The following is a 17,294-nucleotide window of genomic DNA, read 5'->3' as shown; positions in this document are numbered from 1 at the left end:
CTTTTTCAGCGAGTATTATTAACGACTTTAAAATCGGTCAAAACCACAGGGCTGCCGATTATAATCTTTTTTTTAGTTTGATTCAGTAGTTGCTACACTTTTTATCGTATTTAGTCTTACACCAAGTAAAAACAGCACCGCAAAGTAACTTATTGCAGCAATTACTAGCAATACAATTAACAACATTACTTGCTCAGAAAAATGCCATGTAGCCCAATAATATCGGCTGCTGACGTACCACGTTAGAGCGCCCATTACCAAGCTCGCCACTATGCACTTTACGCTAAAGCGCAGGCTCATTGCAGAAAACTGATACACGTTTTCTTTTTTAAGTTGCCTGTAAAGTAAAAAAGCATTGCAGCTGGCCGACATAGACGTTGCTAAAGCAAGCCCTAAATATCCTATAAACGGGGCTAACATAATATTAAATACCATATTAAGCACCAGCGTAATAATACCAATACGCACAGGTGTTTTGGTATCTTGACGCGAGTAAAAACCCGGCGCTAATACTTTAATAAGCATAAAGCTAACTAACCCTACCGAGTAGGCAACCACCCCTAAGCTTACCGCTTTGACATGATCAACATCAGCGTCTTTAAATGCGCCGTGATCAAATAACACAGTAATGATAAGCGGGCTTATAATCATTAAACCAACCATGGCGGGTATGCCTAAAAAAATCACAAAACGCACACCCCAATCTAACGTATGCTGAAAATCACTGAGCTTTTTACTGCTATGCAATTTAGAAAGTGCGGGTAAAATAACAGTGGCAATACCAATACCAAATAAACCAAGTGGAAACTCAATTAACCTATCTGAGTAATAAAGCCATGCGATAGAGCCCGTCATTAATAGCGAGGCAATCATGGTGTCGAGCAGGAGGTTAATTTGGCTTATTGAAACACCAAATAATGCCGGTAGCATAAGCTTACGCACTTTTTTAACGTTCTCGTCTTGCCACGCCCAACGAGGACGTGCCAGCATTTTTGCTCGGTATAAAAATGGTAACTGAAACAACAATTGCACCACCCCGCCCACAAATACACCAATAGCTAACGCATACGCCCCCACGCTAAATTTGTCGTGCAATAAAATGGCGCAGGTAATAATTGAAACATTAAGTAATACGGGCGTAAAAGCAGCCACTGCAAAGCGGTTATACACATTCATTACTGCACCGCTAAGTGCTACCAAACTAACAAATAACAAATACGGAAAAGTTAACTTTAATAATGAGCTTGCCAGCACAAACTTTTCTGCATTGGGGCCACCTTGCCACCAATCAATAAACCAGCCAGTACCAAATAGCGCGGCAATAACAGGCGAGGCAATAACGCCAAAAATAGTCACGCAAAGCAAAATAGTGCCCAGCGTACCGGCAGCCTGTGCTACAAATAACTTAACTTTATCATCGCCATGGTGTTCTTTAATTTCACTAAGTACAGGCACAAATGCCTGGGCAAAGGCCCCCTCTGCAAATAGACGGCGTAAAAAATTGGGAATACGGTTAGCAAACAAAAAAACATCAGCAGCTGCACTAGCACCTAATAAGTTTGCAACGACAGCGTCTCGTACTAACCCTAAAATACGCGATATCATTGTCATACAACTTACAATCATACCGGAGCGAAATAATCCTTTTGACACCTTAAACCTACTTAAAAACCTTTAGTTAGCGCAATTATGCCACAGTCTTTTTTATAAATCGCTTTAAAGCACTAGGCTGGGCGTCTGTGCTTTGTTACAATAGCGATATTAACTGCTAAAGCGGCAAATTGATGTTCGTTATAAGGAGCAGTTTTTCTTGAGTTGTTAAATTTAAATTGACATTCATGATAAAAACAGGCATATTCCACGGCCTTTAATTTAAGCTTTATTTAAGATTGTTAGGAGCAAACCTTGGCTAACATCAAGTCTGCAAAAAAACGCGCTATCACTAGCGAAAAAAACCGTCAGCACAACGCAAGCCGTCGTTCAATGATGCGTACTTACTTCAAAAAAGTAACCGCTGCTATTGAAGCTGGCGATAAAGAAGCTGCACAGCAAGCTTTCTCTGTTGCTACACCTATCCTAGACCGTTACGCAACTAAGGGTCTAATTCATAAAAACAAAGCAGCTCGTCATAAGAGCCGTTTAGCAGCTAAAATTAAAGCGCTATAATTTGTTTTATGATTAAAAAACCGGTCTAGGCCGGTTTTTTTATATCTAAAATTTGGTATTTAGCAATCCGCTAAACTTTAAGCTAATTTAACGCATATTATTAAAGCTAGTTAAACGTTTTCCAAATCGGGATAAAACTTTTTCAACATGGCCGCAATTTTTTTAGGCGTAAATGGCTTAACCACAAATCCTTTAGCACCTTTATCAATGGCTTCTTTAACATTTTCTACTGCTGAATGGGCCGACACCATCACCACATTAGTTTCAGGGTTAATATCATTAATTTGCGCGATTAACTCTTTACCATCGCCGTCAGGCAGTTCAATATCTAAAAAAATCATATTGTAATTAGCTGCTTGGCATTCGCTAATGCATTGTTTAGCCGTTGAAGCCTCTTTAACGTTTTCTATTCCTAAGTGCATGAGCGTTTGGCTCAAAAAACTACGCACTGTGCTAACATCATCTACTATTAAAATTGATAGCTGCGTATCCATGTATCTTCCTCGTAGGCTAAAAGCATTGTATAAGTTATTATATAACTAGATATTTAATCATTTTATTATAGAGACCTACGCTCAAAAGGCCAGATTTGCTTTATGTCAAACAACACAAAAAAACAATCATTGCTTGGTAAAACACCACAAAAAAGAAAAACCCCTGTAAAAAAGCCCCACAATAGGCCGCAAACAGCACCGCAATCTTCAGCTAACCCAACATCAACACCAGCGGAGCAGCCTGTAAAGTCTAAAAAAGGGTTACTTATTACGCTGGCTATCATTTTTGCTGTAGCCATTATTTTTCCAAAACCTACTTTGCTCACCTATAAAAAATTAGGGTTAGTGAGCGAAAGTATTTATTGGCCTGGGGTCTTTGGATATGGCCGTACATTACTTGATTCAAACTTACACCCGCAGCTAGACGAGAAGCGCAATGCCCTTTATTTATGCGCAGATATGAAGGCGCCGCAAAGCTGTCAAAAGTACCAACTAATAAAAAATAATGGCTTTTTTGCAGCACTAGCTAGCTATATTTAGCATTAAAAAAACTAATCTGAAAATTTAAAATTACTTGGTTGAAAGGTGTGCAAAAGATCAACATAATGGCGCTCCTTTTTTCAACAACTGAACTATTGAAACGACCATGCTAAACGAGCTAGATTGGCTTTTAAACACTGTATTACTTGCACTAGGTTTAGGTGCATTCTTTATTAACCACATAACAATACTGCGTGTTGCAGCGATTAGTGCATGTGGTCTGTTATTTTTGTCTTTTAGCTTGGATTTAATGTCGTCGAGTGTTATTTCGAATATGAGTTTAGTGTTGATCAATACATTTTACTTGTTCAAAGTGTATACGTTTGGACAATTTAATGTAACGCAGAGTTAACATTTCCCCTTAGAATATTTTATAGCCCAGCCTTGCTGGGCTTTTTTATTTGAAAAAATTAAAAGGCTTGGGGAACAGATTGAACTAAGATAAAATTTATCTCGTATTAATCCTCATTTAGGTCTTACTATGTCTTTATCTGATTTCGATTTATTTTTATCTTCTATGGAAGATGTAAAACCTATAAACCACGATACTGTAACTCCCCTTGCAAGTAATCCCAGTGCCACCCTTGCCCAACAAGAAAAACGCAAAGCTGCCGAGCTTAGCCTTGCAAATGACGAAAATTACTTACAATCTGAGCATGTAGAGCTTTTAGACCCGCATGCATTACTCAGTTTTAAAAAAGATGGCGTACAAAGCGCAGTATTTAAAAACTTACGCTTAGCTAAATACCAAGTTGATGCCACATTAGATTTGCATGGCCAATTACTTAAAAACGCACGCACAACATTATTTAACTTTATTACTGATTGCCACCAGCGAAACATTCGCGTTGTATTAGTTCGCCATGGCATTGGTATAAAAAATAAAGCTAAGCCCGGTATACTAAAGAGCTATGTTAATAAGTGGCTACAGGCTCTACCCGCGGTATTAGCGTATCATACCGCTTTAAAACACCATGGTGGCAGTGGCGCAACGTATGTGTTGCTTAAAAAAAGTGATGAGAAAAAGCATGAAAACCGAGAGGTCCATGCTAAACGGTACTAATTAACTTATTTAACTAAATACCAGTAACGAAGCGCACTTTAGTAATTAAATGGCCTAATGAAAAGTGGGTACTCTTTAATGGTCTGGCTTTATTAGGCCAAAAAAAAATTAACAGAGCCCACTTTTTATAATGTGTCTACAAGTGCACTTATTCACTTTGTGAAGTTTGTGAACTTTTGCTTTGTGGCACTTGATCGGCACTCGCTTGGTTAAACCAAGCAGACACGCCTAGCACTATAATAGAAACCACTACTAAACTTAGTTTTACTCCGCCTTGACTTGATTTCATACGTTACTCTTATTATTTTTATTTTAGTGACTAAACTTCACAATAATTAAAATTACAAATGTTAACAAGCTGTTTGTTAAACTGTTTTGCTATCTATTAATAACCTTTTGTTCTATTAACCCGATTATTTAATGTAAGGCCGCTTTTTAGGCGATTAATATTTTCTGCAATTTGCGCTGTTACGCTATTTAAATCAGATAACGCGGCGCAGTGTGGTGTAATCGTTATTTTAGCGTTATGCCAAAATGGGTGATCGTCCGGTAGCGGCTCTTGGGTAAATACATCGAGCGTGGCAGCCCTTAACATTTCACTGTTAAGTGCGTTTATTAAATCTTGCTCTACTAGGTGCTCACCTCTGGCAACGTTAATTACACAGGCATGGGCCGGTAACTTAGCTAATAAATCGGCATTAATAATACCCTTAGTATCTTTTGTTAGCGGCAGTAGGCATACCAAGTAGTCAATTGTAGGCAGCATTTCATTAAGGCCTTGCTGCTGAGAATATAGATGCACCTGCTCATCACTTTTTTCAGTTTTTGACCAAGCGCTTACCGTAAAGCCATTCAGGGTTAGTTTTTTGGCGCACGCTTTACCTAGCTCACCAAAGCCTAAAATACCCACGTGATTATATTTATATGCGCGCTTAGGTTTATAATTGCATTGTGATTGCTTAACAAAATACTCTTTTAAACGCAGCTTGTGCGCAAATACATGGCCTAGTACGTACTCTGCCATATCTTGAGCAAGCTCAGTATCAACAATGCGAACCACGTCTACCTCTTTAGGCAATAAAGACATATTAATACTATCTACACCCGCCCCAAACGATGACACCGCCTTTAAGTTAGGTAATTGCTGCCACAAATCATCTGGTGCATTCCAGGCTAATACAAACTCTACATTGTTGAGCTTTTTACACTCTGGCCATTGCATTATTTCTTCATTGGGTAATAGCTCTTTTAGCTTTGCAATTAGCTTTGTATTATCTCGCCCGGTAATGGCTACTAATACCGACATAGAAGCTCCTAATTTTATTAAATAAATTTTATCTACACTAATAAACAACTGAGCAGCTCGTAATGTGCTCTTTAAAAAGTCACACAACTGCAAAGTAAATGTCACACCCTTTTTTTACTCTAAACAGGATGGCGAATAGGCCAAATTGTAAATGAGGTTAATATGATAAGCGTTGATAAAGTAATAGCTGCAAACTTACCACAATTAGAGAACTCCCCTAAAGTAAAAGGTTTAGTTAAAAAGGGGCTTGGCTACTTATTACATGAACAAGAATTTGTCGCCTTTGGCGATGCTTACCCCCATTTACAAGGACTAGAGTTTGTTGAACAAGTGCTTGATGAGCTTGACTTTGATACCCGCTACAAACCAAAACAAATTGAAAACATACCCAGCGAAGGTAAGTTAGTTATTGTGGCTAACCACCCCATTGGCTCGCTCGACGCACTTGCGCTGATAAAAGTACTTTCCAGCGTTAGGCAAGATTTAAAAGTGGTTGCCAATCGCATGCTAATGTCGGTCACCCCTATGCATTCACTGCTGTTGCCGGTAGATAATTTATCGGGAACCAGTAAAAAACAAGAATTAAGTAATATACAAAAACACTTAAAAGATGAAGGTGCGTTACTTATTTTTCCTGCGGGAGAGGTCTCGCGTTTAAGCCCTACCGGTATTAAAGATTGCAAGTGGAACAGTGGCTTTTTACGCATGGCTAAAAAAGCAAACAGCCCTATTCTACCTATTTATATAAAAGCTAAAAACAGTCCGCTTTTTTATGGCACCTCAATGATTTACAAACCACTTGCGAGCTTATTATTAGTAAAAGAAATGTTTAAGCAGCGACAAAAGTCATTAGAGTTTGAAATTGGCGCTTCCATTCCGCCTGAGTCATATTTAATCGAAAACTTAAAAGATAAAGAAATCGTTAATCTCATTCGCAAGCAACTTTACCGCCTTACCACTAAAAAGCCCCTTCCTCTTAAAACCCAAACCCCTATTGCAATACCTGAGTGCCGCAAAGAGCTTAAAAAAGCCATAGAGAGTTGTCAGTTATTAGGTAAAACACAAGATGGCATGCATATTCATTTATACCAGTACACTGGTAGCTCTCCAGTGTTTAGAGAGCTTGGACGACTGAGAGAAATTGCCTTTAGAGCGGTAGGTGAAGGCAGCGGAAAACGCCGCGACATCGACAAATATGATATGGATTATCAACACTTAGTGCTGTGGGATCCTACGCAGCTAGAATTAGTGGGTGCATATCGCCTTGCTTGTGCAAAGGAAATCATAGAGAAACATGGCCGAGAAGGCTTATACACCGATAGTTTGTTTAGTTACACACAAGCAATGAAACCGTATTTAGAGCAAGGTATAGAACTTGGCCGCAGCTTTGTGCAACCTAAATATTGGGGGCGTAAAAGCTTAGACTACTTATGGTACGGTATTGGCGCATTTATTAAAAACTACCCGCAATATCGTTACTTATTTGGCGCGGTGAGCGTTTCTAACGCCTTACCTGAACAAGCAAAAGCCATGCTTGTGCATTACTATCAACATTATTATAAATCAGAGCAACACCTCGCCACCCCCAATAACGAGTTTAAATTAAGCGAGCAACAACTCACTCAGTGTAAAACTGTTTTTAGTGGTAACGATGTAAAAGAAGACTTTGTAGAATTAAAACATGTACTGGCCAATATGGGGGCACAAGTTCCTACGCTATTTAAGCAATATACAGAGCTGTGCAAGCCTGGCGGCGTAAAATTTTTAAGCTTTAGTATCGACCCCGACTTTAACAACTGTATTGATGGGTTAGTGCTGGTAGATTTACAAAACGTAAAAGAAAATAAAGCTAAGCGCTATTTAGGTTAGGGCGTGTTGAACTTTACGGATTGAAATTTGTTCAATCTAGGGGCGATTTAATCGCGGCGCGAGGTTTGTAACCTAGTGGGCTCGATAACTGCTCCTGCGTTATTCTAATGACTTACATCCCTGTAAGAATAAGTAAAAACCGAGCAACAAAGAGTTTATCGCCCCTAGGCAGAACCCGAAGGGCAGCGCATGTTTGGCATTTATGCTGCGTTATCGCCTATTTATGGGGAATAACCACACTTCATAGGCTCTGCCTTGCCTAAAAACCAAACATACTGCTGCAAACTCAATCATTAAAGATCAACACGCCCTACTCAAACAAACAGCGAGGTGATTCTCGCTGTTTATTTTTATTGAGCGATTACTATTTATGGCTAAAAATTCGCGCTAATAAGTCTGTGTAAATGGCCTCAATTTTAAGTAAATCATCAACCGGAACATGTTCGTTTACCTGATGAATGGTACTATTTTTAACGCCACACTCAATTACTTGGGTATGCTGGTTTGCAAAAAATCGGCCATCAGAAGTACCGCCACTGGTACTTAACATGGGGTAACTCCCTGTTTGCGCATAAATGGTGTGTTCTAACTGCTGCAATAAACTCCACCCGTTTGTTGGTGCCGTATAATAGGGCTCACACGCTCGCTCCCATTCAATCTCAAGGTGCTGGGCGTATTCACTCAGCGCCGCTGATATACAGTGCTTTATTGCATTGCTTGTATAACCATGGCTATATCGCACATTAAAGGTAATTTCGCACTCGCTAGGCACTAAATTATCAACAACATTATTTATATTAATGCCGGTCACTTGCAAGGTGGTTTTAGAGCTTGGCTCATCGTCAGGCCATGTTAAATTACTTAAACAATTTACAATATTACCCGCAATATGCGCAGCATTTATAGTGTTCTGTGGGTAGGCAACATGTCCGGCCTTGCCGTGCACTTTTATACGAGAAGAAATAGCGCCTCGGCGACCATTTTTAATTGTATCGCCTACGTGTTTAGAGCTTGTCGGCTCACCAACAATACAGCCATCAAGTTGTATATTATTTTTTGCTAAACGCGCGGCTATTACCTCTGAGCCAAATTCAGCCTCTCCTTCCTCATCGGAGGTAATAAGCCAATAAAAACGCCCTTTTTTACTTTTAGTATCTTTTAATAGTGCCTTAGTAGCACCAAGCATAGCCGCCACACCGCCTTTCATATCGGCAGCGCCGCGACCATACACGGCATTATTAATAATATTGCCAGCAAAAGGCGGGCTTAGCCAGTTGCCCGACTCTGCGGGCACAACATCAATATGCCCAGAAAACGCAACACATGGCCCTTCTTGCTCAAAACTAACGTAGGCAATTAAATTAGTAACGCCTTCACAAATAAACTGCTCACAGTTAAAACCAAGCGCAGTTAACTCATTGCTAAGCCAATCTATGGCACCGCCTTGGTTAGGCGTTACAGACTCAAACCTAATAAGCGTTTGCGTATTTTCTACCACCGCGCTTAAAGGTTTACTTACACTGTTTTGCGATACTTTTGCAACAGACATAACAACACACTCAATAACCATAAGAAAGATTATTAAAGCGCGAGAATATGACCAAATAATGGCAAAGTTAATACAGTGCGATGACCGTTAAATACATAGCTGTGTCAATTAATTAAAATACTTTTTGCACTGACTTTAATCTAAATCAAGAAAAGGGTTCACATACTTCAAACATTTTTGAAACTTTGATCTAGAACAGGTTTTCAACGCTCGGAGATTGTAATAATAGCGTCAATCAAAAAGTAGTTATTGGAGCACAACATGAAAACCCAAATCAGCATTGCATTACTTACCTCTTTACTTGCTATTACCCCTGCGGCACACGCTAACCTTAGCGTTAATGTTGGCGCTATTAATGTAAATCCAGATAACAGCAGCTCGGCAATTAACGAAGCGCCAACCCTGGGTCTAAAAGGCGACTCTGACACGCAGCTAGGTATTACAATCGATTATGCATTTAACGATAAGTGGGTGGTAGAGCTTATTGCCGCTACGCCGTTTTCGCACGATGTAAATGGCGCGGGTGGGTTAGCTGGCAATAAAATTGCCGACATCAAACAGCTTCCGCCATCATTGGTTGCGCAATACCACTTTTTAGATACAAGTTACGCGCTACGCCCGTTTATTGGTGTAGGGTTAAATTACACCACCTTTTTTGACGAGCAGCCTTCTCAAGCGCTAAAAGCAACCCTAGGCACTGACGATGTTGAAGTAAAACTCGATGATTCGTTTGGCTTTATTGCACAAGTAGGCGCTAACTATAAAATCGATCAACATTGGGGGCTACATGCCATGGTGTCAATGATTGATATAGATACCGATGCCACAGTGTACGCAAACGGTGCAAAAGCCCTTACATCAACCGTTGAGCTTGACCCAGTCGTTGCCATGTTTGGTGTAAGGTACAGCTTTTAATTAAGTTTGCAGCGCCTATGTTCTATGTGTTTAAGGCCGAAAGGCCTTATTTTATGAAAATTATTTAGGAAGGTTATTCACCTTTTTTTGCTCAAGCATTTCTTTCCAGTGCATAATTTCGCTTGGCAAAATAGGCGCTACACCATCAAACTCGGCTACTTCAAGCATTTCTTCAATACTGACAATGCCTTTTTTGTTTTTAAACACACCGCGCACATACGCTATAGCGTGCAGGCCACGCGCAGAATGAAACTTTTGTTCAATGTAAAAATATTTATGATCCCACCCTACCAGCTTGGTACTAATGGTATAACGCTGCATAGGTTTAATATCGCGAATATAAGTTATGGCTGTAGCATTAACAATAGGAAACCAACGGCGCTTCATTACTTGTTTTAATAGACCAATTCGCTCAATCATCCAAGTGCGCGACAAGTCCATCATAGCCAAATAACGCGAGTTTGTTAGATGCAGGTTGATATCGCAGTCTGTTGGCAGTGCTTTGTAATCAATATCAACAGTATCAAGTAACTGTTGGTAGTCGCGGTTGCGCTTAATTTTAAAAAATAATAAAAGAAGTCTAATATATAAGTTCACGAGAAGGTCTTACCAGTATAAAGTTAACTCAGTGTAACATAGCCACTTGTTAAGGCGAATGTTCTGTTTTAATCTCAAATTATAAATATAAAAAAGTCATAGTATGAAATATAAATTAGCGACACTTTTCACAACCAGTTTATTATGCATTAGCACCAGCGCACTAGCCGATTTTACAATTAAAGGCCCAGGTACGGTAACTTACCCAACAGGTATAGAAAAAACCTTTAATTTTGGCTTTGCATGGCAGCAGCAGCTTGGTAAATTTTCGATAGGTAGCAAAAGCTACGATATGTCGCAATTACCTAACTCATACTCGGTAGCAATCACTTTAGCTAAAGATGAAAGCCAAGTGTGGGTACAAGAGTTTAATAATGGCTTTATTGAAGCGTTTGATTGGCAAATAGGTAAACATACTGTCAGTTTAAAAAAGCAGCAATTTAAAGACCCCGTAAAAGGCAATTACGTGATTGAGCTGAATGGCCGCAGTTACTTTTTTACTCGTAATAACGCAAGCATAGTGATTAATTTTGATGAAAATGGCATAGAAACTATCGCCATTGATGGGGTTACTAAAAACATGGGCACTAAGAGCTAGTGCCCAGTAAAGCGGCTATTAAACTTTAACAGTTTTGCGATTAATACCGTAATCTCGTAGTTTATTTGCCACTGCAGTGTGGCTAAGCCCTAAACGCTTAGCTAATTGTCTTGAGCTTGGGTAAGCCGGATACAATTTGCGTAGCAAGGTTGCTTCAAAACGTTTTACAGCTTGATCTAACGACCCTTCAAAATCTGACTCTAAGTAGCCTAAATCGTGGGTAAAGGTGGGCAATTGCAAATGCTCTACACGTAGCTCGCTATCATCAAGTAACGACACCGCCCGATAAATTGCATTTTCTAGCTGGCGCACATTACCTGGCCACGGGTACTCTTGTAAAAAGCGTAAGCACTCTTGTGATAAAAGCGGAATTGCATGGCCGTTTTGCTGTGCGTACTTTTGAATAAAGTGCTCGGCTAATGGACCCACATCAGCTTTACGATCTCTCAGTGGTGCAATCTCTAATGTGAGTACATTAATTCGATAGTATAGGTCTTCTCTAAATACGCCCTCTTGCACCATTGCGGGTAAATCTTTTTGTGTGGCTGCAATAATACGCACGTTTACTTTTACTTCGTTTTCGTCGCCCACTTTTCTAAATGTGCCGTCTTGTAAAAAGCGCAGCAGCTTTGTTTGTAGCTGTGTAGACATTTCGCCAACTTCATCTAAAAACACAGTACCGCCATCGGCTTGCTCTAGTACTCCGCGTTTAGGTGCGGTGTTTTCTTCATATCCGGCGTAGCCAAATAATTCAGATTCAGCCACATCATCAGGCAAAGATGCGCACGAAAGTGCAATAAACGGCTTAACCGAACGATTAGAGGCATAGTGGCACGCACGAGCAAGGAGCTCTTTACCTGTGCCTGTTTCTCCGGTTATTAAAATGGGGGCTTCTAGCTGCGACATTTTGCGTGCTTCGCGCACTACCCGGCGCATAGCGGTACTAAAGTTATGAATAGTTGCAAAGCTTTCTTGCCCGTAACGTCTAAAGGCACTGACCTGCTGACCAAGGCGGCTTTGCGATTTTATATTTATAACCGCACCAGCTAACACGTCACCTTCACCACCTTGCGGGACGGCAATCGGTAAAATATCGGCAATAAAGTCTTCACCAGCAACATCTACCCGGGTTGTTTGTCCAAGTACTTCTTTGCCTTCTAACCAACGCGTAAAGTTAAACCCTTTTAGTAGGTTATTAATATTGGCCCCGACCACTTCTTTTTCGCTCAACTGTAGGTCTTTACAGGCTGCGTCATTACACAAACGTACCCACCCTTTTGCATCAATCGAAATAACACCATCGGGAAGTGCACGCAGCAGTGTATTTAATTCGTTATGCTCTCGCTCAGAGGGTAAAAAGGCGGTTGTGCGAACATCATGTACGCCATCAATCAAACGAATGGAAGGCATAATTTTTTGAAATTGCTCAAATTCAATTTCAGGAAAGCTTACATACATACGGCAATTTACCGAATCAACCTCAATCCCTTTTAAGTCAACATCGTAGTTTACTAAAATATTTAGGATCTCTTGGGCAATACCTACACGGTCGGCACAATGAATATCTAGACGCATACATCCTCGAATAAGGAAAAACTATATTAGCCGAATAATACGCTAACTCCGTTATTCAATACAGTAAATTGTAAACAAATTTGGACAAACCACCGCCTTTATCGCTGTAAACTCACGCCTATAAACATCAAACTGTAATAACGTACAGCTTAAAACTAAAAAACGCAGCGTGTAAGCTGCGTTTTAAAAGGGGTCGTGCATATATGCTATTAATTTTGCGGGTATGGGGTCCAATCTCCGCCATCTAATTGAATATAAGGGCGCTTATTAACATACATCATTATTGTATCGGCGTTTTCGGCTACTTTAGGTGCGCGAGGCAGCGTATCAACTAGGTCGGCAATATTGCCATTACCTGCAAAAAAGTTTGTGCTAAGCACGCCACTAATTAGCTCCGATAAACCAAAGTAACTTGTTGATTCGCTTACAAGCGTTTGTGAATAGCTTTGTACATTTTTACCAATAAACTTAATCGCCACCGGAACAGATACAATACTTGGACTTGGTATCTCACGAAGCCCAGCAAACTGCACTTTATCGCCTTTTAATGCTGCGCCGTGTTCAGGTACTATCATCAGCATGACATTACGGCCACGTTTTTCTAGGTTTTTAATAAACCCGTTAATATCGTTAAATAAGTTTTTATGTCTAATTGGGTAACTTTCAAGGCTACTCATGCGGGCTTGATTCGCTAGTTGATTGCCATCATGCAAACTGGTGGTGTTGTAATACATAGCACATGGCGCGCAGTCTTCACCTTTATCATTTAACCATGAGTTTAGTACTGCCCCGTCTGAGTAAATAGGTTTGTTGTCAAACCCGTATTGAGCTACAGGTAAGTTAGTTATATCGTAAGGCTGCTCATCTATTTTACCAAACTTTTTCACCAAACCTTTAAACTCATCAAAGTGGCCGTCGTGGTTCATAACCACATTGCTTTTGTAACCTAAGTTTTCTAAATTTTTAAACAAATGACACTGCTCTGGCGCATTTTCAAATAAGGCAGTTTGGCTTGTTTGACCACAACTTGCTCGTAGCAGGCGAATTGCAGCAGGCCCAGAGTACGAAGTCGCCGAATTAAAATCAGAAAACACCACATCAAAATCGCTATATAAATCATCAAGGCTTACGCCAATGGCCTCTAGATCAGCCACGGCCATCGAGCAAATATTTAGTACTATGACATCAAATAACTCGCCATCATATTGCTGAGGGAATTGGCTTGCTAGCAAACTTTGCTGCTGATAAAACTCTTTTAATTGCTGATCAGGCGATTTTGCTTCTTGCGTTACCACTTGTGCTTGTGCACGAGGCGCCGCTGTTTGAACATTATTAGCCGCCACTGGCTGTGAAATTAAATTATCCTCGTTGTTTGTGCCCTGCCAAGCTACAAACATAAGCCCAACAACTGTTACGGTGGTAAAGCGTATCCACTGTGAGCAATACCAAAAGCACACAGTAATAACAAACAGTGCTAATAACATATCAACATTAATAACCCGCGCCATGAGCTCTAAAAAGTAGCCAAAGCTAAAGTCTTGCACGTTACCAGCTTGGCGTGTTAAACGGTCTATAGGAGGCAACCACGAATCTTTATAAAGTAAAACAATGGCCATTACCGCGCCTAACCAATGTTTGGCTTTATTTAGTAAAGGGTGCGTGTAAGAAATAGCAAAAAAAGCAGCCAGCGCAGCATTTGCTAATAAGCCAAAGTCGATTGCACCATAATAAAAAAGTGCAAACTTAACTAAAAAATAGAGGTTCCACACCCCTAAGCCTGATAATTTCACTATTTACCCTTCTTTATTCTATTTGGTTTATAAGGTTCGAGTACTTCATGTTTAAACGTAAGCTGAGCATAGTATTTTTTTATTTTTTTCAGTATCAACGACCCCGACATACATAAAAATACGCCAACTAGCATCGCTAAAATTGCTGTAATCAATAATTGATTGATACTCATACGTTACTCTTTATGGCCATTTTAAACGGCACAGCATCTGCGCGCTCGTTTTTAGTAAACTCTGGTGTTTCTAAATCAGCTGCAACATTTGGATCTATTTTTTGCGAAAATTTATAGCTTTCATTCTCTTTTAATTGGGCAGAGTAATCGGTTATATCTTGGCCCGCATAATAACGCCTAAGCTGTTTACATTCTTGCTGAATATAAAAATGATCGGAAATAATATTTTGCTGTGCAAAAAAATCGTTTGTTTCTAATTTAAACAAGTGCTTTATCGCATTGTTAACATCATTTTCGCGACACGCATGTAAATACAAATACACGGTGTTTTCTACCAAACTGAATACGTCACCTTCTCGCTTTATATGAAATAAATGCAAAGGGTGGATTGGGTCAATCCGAGGCAAAAGCTCTAATTTAACCAACACCCCGCTTACCCCTAAATTTACAGCTGAGTCGCTGTGAACTTCTACCTGTTTGGTAAATTCTATAAAAGGCAGGTAACCTTTAGAAAAGGTATTTTCGGTAAATTGAAGTACATGTTCAATAGAAGGCGGTAACGGCCTTGAAAATTGAAACCCTTGAATTGACTGAACTTGTGAGAGCAACCTTGAAGGCTCTGAAAAACTATACAAAATAAGATTAACACCTAAGGTCAAAAATAAGCATTCATCTTGATGGCGGATCACCCCATCAACGTTCTGAATTACTAATTTAAGCCAGCGACCACAGTTTTTTCTAAGCTCAAAACATTGTTTAGCAAGCAAGGCTAAATCGGTATAACGCGAGACTGCAAATACCAATGTTGCCGCCTCTAATTTAGGGCCTTTTGAAAAAAGCGCATTATTGTCTTTTATTATTTTATATTTTGCAGGAAGCTTGGTCCCTTCGGGAATAGCTCCTTGTACAATCCACACGTCGTCTTCATCTGCAAATACACCCGATGTTGAGGTTTGTTGTTCCGTAATACTATTTTGCTGCACTTTAAAGCAGCCATTTTCAATCATTAATGGATACTGTACAGAGGCGATGATACCTGTACTGTGATGCCAATAATCGTACTCTAGTACGCGCACTGTTGAATCATTTTCAACATATACCAACCCGTCGAGGTCCGAATTTAATCGCCTTAATAAAAAGCGATAGTTAGTCACCTCAGGGCCTGAAACTAAAAATAAAACGGTCGCTCCTGATTGTGTACTAAATTTTTTATAGGCCTGAACACTTTGAATCAGTTGCTTTTGATCCAATGAAGCTAAATCAGTCGTACTAAAGTGAACAATGACTAATGCATTATTTAGCTGTTTATAAGCATTTAGCTCTTTTAGGGTGTTGTTAATTATTTGTTGCTTTGGCCAGTCGCGTGTATCTGCCGAAAACCTAAACGGATGCACTTTGTGTTGGTCAAATGCATGATTTAATGCATCGCTAAAAGGGCCTTCAAAAAATGTTTCTATTTGAGAAGAAACAATATAAATATCAGAGGCTGAGGGTTTATTAATTGCATGTAATGCCAGTTCAGTAGCAAAATTGTCTAAAGGGGCTAAAATTGCATATAACGATGCAGGTTTTAGCTCTGCAGCATAGGGCTGCAAGCCTGAAATGTTAAAGTTTTGCACTGAATTTAGCCTATAAAAAATACTTTTTTACTAGTTTTACCCGCTATTCTATATATAATAGACAAATATTGTCCACTTTAAATAAAAATAATAAACTTCACCATAAAGGCAACAATGCGTAATTTAACGACAAAAAGCTCTGAAACCTTAACATCAAATGACATTGAGAACCTTGCACGGCGTTTTGGCGGCAAAAGTGAAGATTACGTTGAAATTGTTAATAAACAAAAAAATAAACAAACAATAGAAAAATACGCATTACTGAACGAAATACACCGTGCAGTAAATGCGTAAGTAGTAATTGAAACGACAGGTAAACAACCCCTTGCAAAGAATTTTTCTAAAAGGCATTAAAGGCGGCACTGGCGCTACTTCTATGGTTGCCAACTTAGCCTGCGTATTAAAAAAGTCGGGCTCTGACGTTATTGCTATAGATTTAGACTCTAAAAGCGATTTGGGCCTGCACTTTGGCCTGCCTTGGCAGTACAACCACGGCTGGAGTAACGAGCAGGACTTTGAACAAGCCCTTGAGCACTTTCATCAAGATAGTGATGGCATAGTGTTTTTACCTTTTGGCGATAAAAGTGTTAGTACCGCCGCGTTATTCGACTTTATCAACAATTGCAATAAACTGGATTATAACAATAATGCTTGGCTTCTTTTTGATTGCCCTGCACATATTGATATCACCCACTATCCGCTCGATAAAAACGACATAGTGATTGAAATAGTTAATTGTGATGCTATTTGCCACAGCTTAATTTATAAAAAACTACAAACGTTAAAACACACTGACAACCAGTGGAAACACTTCTTTTTAGTCAATCGTTATAACTCTGCATCCACACTTGAGTTTGACCTGTTTTCTTTATGGCAATCTACCTTGCCGCTTATGGCGCCCTTTTTTATAAATAGTGATGAAGTAATTAAAGAGTCTACAGCCTATAGAAATGTAGCGCTTAATTGTGCGCCTTACAGTGTTGCTAACGATGACTTTGAAACACTTGCCGGCTGGCTTGTAAGTAAATCGGCCCTGTAGT

18 protein-coding genes are annotated in these 17,294 nt (G+C 39.7%); 9 read left to right on the top strand and 9 right to left on the bottom strand.

The genetic code is table 11. The features are described 5' to 3' along the window. Positions 1-72: 72 nt before the first annotated feature. A complete protein-coding gene (gene murJ / locus MSC25_RS05815; RefSeq protein WP_269083494.1) occupies positions 73-1,653 on the bottom strand; it encodes a murein biosynthesis integral membrane protein MurJ in 1,581 nt (526 codons plus the stop codon). 252 nt (positions 1,654-1,905) lie between these two features. Here murJ and rpsT point away from each other — a divergent pair, with 252 nt between their 5' ends. Further along, entirely contained in the window at positions 1,906-2,166 is a 261-nt protein-coding gene (rpsT, locus tag MSC25_RS05810) for a 30S ribosomal protein S20 (RefSeq protein WP_004588355.1), read from the top strand. Between the two features lie 110 nt (positions 2,167-2,276). Here the strand turns inward: rpsT and MSC25_RS05805 are convergent, their stop codons facing one another. Further along, complete coding sequence (locus MSC25_RS05805; RefSeq protein WP_004588354.1) at positions 2,277-2,660, bottom strand: response regulator; 384 nt, start codon at positions 2,658-2,660, stop codon at positions 2,277-2,279. A 102-nt stretch (positions 2,661-2,762) separates the two neighbouring features. Here MSC25_RS05805 and MSC25_RS05800 point away from each other — a divergent pair, with 102 nt between their 5' ends. The 3 genes from MSC25_RS05800 to smrA all read left to right on the top strand — a co-directional run bounded on the left by MSC25_RS05800 (position 2,763) and on the right by smrA (position 4,263). Beyond that, positions 2,763-3,200 (top strand): hypothetical protein, encoded by a 438-nt coding sequence (locus MSC25_RS05800; protein WP_248442854.1) that lies wholly within the window; start codon positions 2,763-2,765, stop codon positions 3,198-3,200. A gap of 106 nt (positions 3,201-3,306) precedes the next feature. Continuing rightward, complete coding sequence (locus tag MSC25_RS05795) at positions 3,307-3,552, top strand: hypothetical protein (RefSeq protein ID WP_083901815.1); 246 nt, start codon at positions 3,307-3,309, stop codon at positions 3,550-3,552. A gap of 129 nt (positions 3,553-3,681) precedes the next feature. After that, positions 3,682-4,263 carry a DNA endonuclease SmrA gene (smrA, locus tag MSC25_RS05790; RefSeq protein ID WP_248442853.1) on the top strand — a complete coding sequence of 194 codons (582 nt, stop codon included), beginning with the start codon at positions 3,682-3,684 and terminating at the stop codon, positions 4,261-4,263. Between the two features lie 148 nt (positions 4,264-4,411). Here smrA and MSC25_RS05785 read toward each other — a convergent pair whose 3' ends face one another. Together MSC25_RS05785 and MSC25_RS05780 are read right to left on the bottom strand one after the other, a co-directional pair. After that, positions 4,412-4,552: a hypothetical protein gene (locus MSC25_RS05785; RefSeq protein WP_024032281.1), complete on the bottom strand. Its 141-nt coding sequence runs from the start codon at positions 4,550-4,552 to the stop codon at positions 4,412-4,414. 96 nt (positions 4,553-4,648) lie between these two features. After that, the gene (locus MSC25_RS05780) at positions 4,649-5,569 is read right to left on the bottom strand and encodes a glyoxylate/hydroxypyruvate reductase A (RefSeq protein ID WP_248442852.1); all 921 of its coding nucleotides are present in this window, start codon (positions 5,567-5,569) and stop codon (positions 4,649-4,651) included. A gap of 162 nt (positions 5,570-5,731) precedes the next feature. Between MSC25_RS05780 and MSC25_RS05775 the strand changes: the two genes are divergently transcribed. Next, the gene (locus MSC25_RS05775) at positions 5,732-7,438 is read left to right on the top strand and encodes a lysophospholipid acyltransferase family protein (RefSeq protein ID WP_029774118.1); all 1,707 of its coding nucleotides are present in this window, start codon (positions 5,732-5,734) and stop codon (positions 7,436-7,438) included. A 364-nt stretch (positions 7,439-7,802) separates the two neighbouring features. Here MSC25_RS05775 and dapE read toward each other — a convergent pair whose 3' ends face one another. After that, positions 7,803-8,987: a succinyl-diaminopimelate desuccinylase gene (gene dapE / locus MSC25_RS05770; protein WP_248442851.1), complete on the bottom strand. Its 1,185-nt coding sequence runs from the start codon at positions 8,985-8,987 to the stop codon at positions 7,803-7,805. 261 nt (positions 8,988-9,248) lie between these two features. On the opposite strand from dapE, the gene MSC25_RS05765 reads away from it, so the two are divergent. Further along, positions 9,249-9,902, top strand: coding sequence for an OmpW family outer membrane protein (locus tag MSC25_RS05765; RefSeq protein ID WP_004588347.1), 654 nt, complete (start codon positions 9,249-9,251; stop codon positions 9,900-9,902). A 60-nt stretch (positions 9,903-9,962) separates the two neighbouring features. On the opposite strand, the gene MSC25_RS05760 is transcribed toward MSC25_RS05765, so the two are convergent. Then, complete coding sequence (locus tag MSC25_RS05760) at positions 9,963-10,499, bottom strand: thioesterase family protein (protein WP_004588346.1); 537 nt, start codon at positions 10,497-10,499, stop codon at positions 9,963-9,965. A 103-nt stretch (positions 10,500-10,602) separates the two neighbouring features. Here MSC25_RS05760 and MSC25_RS05755 point away from each other — a divergent pair, with 103 nt between their 5' ends. Continuing rightward, positions 10,603-11,097 carry a hypothetical protein gene (locus tag MSC25_RS05755; protein WP_004588345.1) on the top strand — a complete coding sequence of 165 codons (495 nt, stop codon included), beginning with the start codon at positions 10,603-10,605 and terminating at the stop codon, positions 11,095-11,097. 18 nt (positions 11,098-11,115) lie between these two features. Here the strand turns inward: MSC25_RS05755 and tyrR are convergent, their stop codons facing one another. The 3 genes from tyrR to bcsE form a co-directional block, all read right to left on the bottom strand. Next, a complete protein-coding gene (gene tyrR, locus MSC25_RS05750) occupies positions 11,116-12,672 on the bottom strand; it encodes a transcriptional regulator TyrR (RefSeq protein ID WP_004588344.1) in 1,557 nt (518 codons plus the stop codon). A gap of 209 nt (positions 12,673-12,881) precedes the next feature. Beyond that, positions 12,882-14,462 carry a cellulose biosynthesis protein BcsG gene (gene bcsG, locus MSC25_RS05745; RefSeq protein ID WP_248442850.1) on the bottom strand — a complete coding sequence of 527 codons (1,581 nt, stop codon included), beginning with the start codon at positions 14,460-14,462 and terminating at the stop codon, positions 12,882-12,884. A 169-nt stretch (positions 14,463-14,631) separates the two neighbouring features. Then, positions 14,632-16,254, bottom strand: a complete 1,623-nt coding sequence (bcsE, locus tag MSC25_RS05740; protein ID WP_096739278.1) for a cellulose biosynthesis protein BcsE — start codon at positions 16,252-16,254, stop codon at positions 14,632-14,634. A gap of 114 nt (positions 16,255-16,368) precedes the next feature. Between bcsE and bcsR the strand changes: the two genes are divergently transcribed. Together bcsR and bcsQ are read left to right on the top strand one after the other, a co-directional pair. Beyond that, positions 16,369-16,548: a BcsR/BcsP family cellulose biosynthesis protein gene (gene bcsR / locus MSC25_RS05735; RefSeq protein WP_004588341.1), complete on the top strand. Its 180-nt coding sequence runs from the start codon at positions 16,369-16,371 to the stop codon at positions 16,546-16,548. 31 nt (positions 16,549-16,579) lie between these two features. Beyond that, complete coding sequence (gene bcsQ / locus MSC25_RS05730; RefSeq protein WP_004588340.1) at positions 16,580-17,293, top strand: cellulose biosynthesis protein BcsQ; 714 nt, start codon at positions 16,580-16,582, stop codon at positions 17,291-17,293. Position 17,294 lies beyond the last annotated feature (1 nt).

The sequence above is a fragment of the Pseudoalteromonas sp. 1CM17D genome (assembly GCF_023161805.1).
In the GTDB taxonomy this organism is placed as follows: Bacteria; Pseudomonadota; Gammaproteobacteria; order Enterobacterales; family Alteromonadaceae; genus Pseudoalteromonas; species Pseudoalteromonas atlantica.
This window is presented reverse-complemented; position numbering and strand designations above follow the sequence as displayed.